The organism is Streptomyces sp. NPDC054841, assembly GCF_053611045.1.
The window spans coordinates 1-4,003 of the sequence record NZ_JBSGZO010000635.1; the positions used below are offsets into that span (position 1 = coordinate 1).

The following is a 4,003-nucleotide window of genomic DNA, read 5'->3' on the forward strand; positions in this document are numbered from 1 at the left end:
CCATTACCCCCCCACACCCCCCCAAGGAGCACATGTCAAGCGCCGAGCCCGTCTTACGGCCGTAGCCGCCGCCCTGGCGGGATCGGCCCTTTCCCTGGCCACCGCCACCGGTGCCCAGGCCCACGGCGACACCCTCAAGGTGGAGATCACCGGACACGACTTCGGCCGGGTGCGGACGACCGTCGTCTGGGAGAACGACAACGACCCGGTCGACGAGCGGGTCGCCGCCACCGTGAACGCGGTCGGCGCGGACGGAACGACCGTCGGCCCCTGGAAGCTGGTCCGCGACCCGGCGGCGACGACCGGCTACGCCACGGCCGAGGCGCTGCCGCCCGGGCGCTGGAAGGTCACCGTGGAAGTGGGTTATCCGGGGCTCGGCCGTGACCAGGAGGAGATCACGGTCTCTCCGGGCACCCCTGCCTCGCCGACGGCCGCACCGGGCGCTGCTAAGCCGGGGGTCTCGGCCGTACCGGGCACGGCACAGCCCGGGACCGCCACGAGCACCGACACCGGGCACTCCGGCGGCACCGAACCCGCGCGCCCCGGAAGCAGCGGGACCGGCGCGGCCGCCGCCCCCGCCGGGCACGCTGCTTCCGGCACGGGGACCGGCACCTTGCTGGTGGTGGGGGGCGCAGCCCTGCTGGTGTGTGCGGCCGGGGCCGGCGTCGTATGGCGTACCCGGCGCGCTCGGGCGCGGGCCGCCCGCTGACCCGGCGCAGGCGTTTCGGTCCTTGCGCCGCTCCGGCGGGAGACGGGGGCGGGGCGTAGGGGGGATGCCCCCGCCTCCCATGGCCGGGTGCGGCGCCCGGCTCTCAGGTGCCTACGGCGACCTGGAGTTCCTTGATGCCGTTCAGCCAGGCCGCCCGCAGCCGGCGCGGGTCGCCCGCCAGGCGCAGGTCCGGCAGGGTGTCGGCGAGCGCGTTGAAGATCAGGTCGATCTCCTGGATGGCGAGGGACTTGCCGAGGCAGAAGTGCGGGCCTCCGCCGCCGAAGCCGAGGTGCGGGTTCGGGCCGCGGGTGATGTCGAAGACCTCCGGCCGGTCGAAGACCTCGGGGTCGTTGTTGGCGGAGGAGTAGAACATCCCCACCCGGTCGCCCTTCTTGATCTTCTGGCCGCCGAGCTCGGTGTCCTGGGTCGCGGTGCGCTGGAAGGCGACCACGGGCGTGGCCCAGCGGACGATCTCCTCGGCGGCGGTCGCCGGGCGCTCCCGCTTGTAGAGCTCCCACTGCTCGGGATGGGTGAGGAACGCGTGCATGCCGTGGCTGATCGCGTTGCGCGTCGTCTCGTTCCCGGCGACCGCGAGCAGCAGTACGAAGAAGCCGAACTCGTCGGACGACAGATTGCCTTCGCCCTCCGCCGCCACGAGCTGGGTCACGATGTCCTTCGCCGGGCACTCCTTGCGGGCGGCGGCCAGGTTCATCGAGTAGCCGATGAGTTCCATGGCGGCCTCGGCGCCGATCTCCTCGGTGATGGCGTACTCGGGGTCGTCGTACGCGACCATCTTGTTGGACCAGTCGAAGATCCGGGCCCGGTCGTCCTGGGGTACGCCGATGAGTTCGGCGATGGCCTGGAGCGGCAGTTCCACGGCGATGTTGGTGACGAAGTCGAAGCTGCCGTCGGTGCCGTCCGCGTTCGCCCTCGCCCTCGCCTCCTCGACGATCTTCCGGGCGCGGTCGCGGAGTGCGGCTTCCAGGCTCCGTATCGCCCGTGGGGTGAAGCCGCGCTGGACGATCTGGCGGACCCGGGTGTGCTCCGGCGGGTCCATGTTCAGCATGATCAGCTTCTGAACCTCGATCTGGTCACGGGTGATGTGCTCGTTGAAGCGGATGACCGCCGTGTTCTCGGTGGACGAGAACAACTCCGGGTGCGTGGAGACGTACTTGACGTCCGCGTGCCGTGTGACGACCCAGTAGCCCTCGTCGTCGAAGCCGGTGACGCCGCGGGGCTGCGGGCACCACCAGACAGGTGAGGTCTGCCGCAGTTGGGCGAACTCCGGGAAGGGTATGCGGCTCTGCAGCAGATCGGGATCGGTGGCGTCGAACCCTTCGGGGAGATGGGGGCAGGGCATCGGCAACTCCAGGTCTGGCGGCTGGACAGCTGGCGGCTGGACAGCTGTACGGCGGCTGAAAAGTTCTGACGGCCCATCAGAATTGCCCGCAAGGTAGTAACGGGTTCTACAAGTGGCAAGAGTCGCGGCGGGAACTGTTGCGTGCAGGAGCCTTGCGTACCTGGGGTAACCCTCATAAGACTGCTCAGAGAACTAGAACGCGTACTAGTTCTTCTTGCGGTTCTTGCGTGCGGGTCGCCGGGACGCCCCGCCGCTGTGCTGAGGAGAGGACGAGCTCATGGCCGCGGAACCCGTCATCGTCGAAGCCGTACGCACACCGATTGGCAAGCGCGGTGGCGCGCTCGCCAATCTGCACCCCGCCTACCTGTTGGGCGAGACCTACCGTGAACTCCTGGGACGCACCGGCATCCACGCCGACTGCGTCGAACAGATCGTCGGCGGCACCGTCACCCACGCCGGCGAGCAGTCCATGAACCCCGCCCGCAACGCCTGGCTCGCGATGGGCCTTCCGTACGAGACCGCCGCGACGACCGTCGACTGCCAGTGCGGTTCCTCGCAGCAGGCCTCGCACATGACCGCGAACATGATCGCGGCCGGCGTCATCGACATCGGCATCAGCTGCGGTGTCGAAGCCATGTCGCGCGTACCACTGGGCAGCGGCTCCAAGCACGGGCCGGGAAAGCCCTGGCCCGACGAGTGGAACGTTGATCTGCCCAACCAGTTCGAGGCGGCGGAGCGCATCGCGCGCCATCGCGGGCTGACGCGCGAGAACGTGGACTCCCTCGGCCTGATCTCGCAGGAGCGTGCGGCCGTCGCCTGGTCCGAGGAGCGCTTCAAACGCGAGACGTTCGCCGTCCAGGTCCCCACGACCGAGGAGGAACAGCACGCGGGGCAGGGCATGTGGCGGCTCGTCGACCGTGACGAAGGGCTGCGGGACACCTCCATGGAGGCGCTGTCCGGGCTGAAGCCGGTCATGCCCACCGCGATTCACACCGCGGGCAACTCCTCCCAGATCTCGGACGGCGCCGCCGCCATCATGTGGGCGTCCAAGCGCATGGCCCGGGCGCTCAAGCTCAAACCGCGCGCCCGGATCGTCGCCCAGGCCCTCGTCGGCGCCGACCCGCACTATCACCTGGACGGGCCGATCGACGCGACCCGGGCGGTGCTGGGGAAGGCGGGCATGTCGCTCAAGGACATCGACCTCGTCGAGATCAACGAGGCCTTCGCCTCGGTCGTACTGAGCTGGACCCAGGTCTTCGAGCAGGACCTGGAGAAGGTCAACGTCAACGGCGGGGCCATCGCGCTGGGGCATCCGGTGGGTGCGACCGGGGCGCGGCTGATCACGACGGCGCTGCACGAGCTGGAGCGCAGGGACAAGGAGTTCGCGCTCATCACGATGTGCGCGGGCGGGGCGCTGGCGACCGGGACGATCATTCAGCGGCTGTAGGGCCTGTCCGGTGGATCTTGCCGGCCTCGCGCCTGATCCACCGGACAGGCTCCAGCCCGATTGCGGCGGCGGTGCGGTCGCGGCTCGCAGTACGATCGAGCCTCCGAAAACGCCGTAAGGGGAGCCGCGTTGATCGAACTGTCCCATGTGATCCGTGACCTGCGCAGCCAGCTGAACGAGGCGAGGCGGGCCGCGGACGGTGAGGAACTGGAGCTGGAACTCGGCGACATCGAGCTCGAACTGTCCGTCGCCCTGGAGAAGGGCGGGGGCGGATCCGGGAAGGTGAAGTTCTGGGTCCTCGAACTGGGCGGCGACAAGAAGAAGAACAGCACCGACACCCAGCGCCTCAAGCTGACGCTGCAGCCCAAGCTGAAGTCCACCGGTAGGCGGCCTCATGTGTCCGGCGAGGCCGTGACCGGGGAGAGGTGAGCGCGAATCCCGTGGCCGGGCGGTGGATGTTGCCCGGCCCGTCACGGCCGTATGACGA

3 protein-coding genes and 1 pseudogene are annotated in these 4,003 nt (G+C 69.5%); 3 read left to right on the forward strand and 1 reads right to left on the reverse strand.

Annotated features, from left to right (window positions below):
• Positions 1 to 709 (forward strand): annotated as a pseudogene (locus ACWGI8_RS40850) (hypothetical protein); the annotation flags it as partial.
• 103 nt (positions 710 to 812) lie between these two features.
• Here ACWGI8_RS40850 and ACWGI8_RS40855 read toward each other — a convergent pair.
• Complete coding sequence (locus ACWGI8_RS40855; protein ID WP_453668516.1) at positions 813 to 2,069, reverse strand: cytochrome P450; 1,257 nt, start codon at positions 2,067 to 2,069, stop codon at positions 813 to 815.
• Positions 2,070 to 2,346: 277 nt separating this feature from the next.
• On the opposite strand from ACWGI8_RS40855, the gene ACWGI8_RS40860 reads away from it, so the two are divergent.
• Both ACWGI8_RS40860 and ACWGI8_RS40865 read left to right on the forward strand, forming a co-directional pair.
• Positions 2,347 to 3,516 (forward strand): steroid 3-ketoacyl-CoA thiolase, encoded by a 1,170-nt coding sequence (locus ACWGI8_RS40860; protein ID WP_453668517.1) that lies wholly within the window; start codon positions 2,347 to 2,349, stop codon positions 3,514 to 3,516.
• Between the two features lie 129 nt (positions 3,517 to 3,645).
• A complete protein-coding gene (locus ACWGI8_RS40865; RefSeq protein ID WP_453668518.1) occupies positions 3,646 to 3,945 on the forward strand; it encodes a trypco2 family protein in 300 nt (99 codons plus the stop codon).
• Positions 3,946 to 4,003 lie beyond the last annotated feature (58 nt).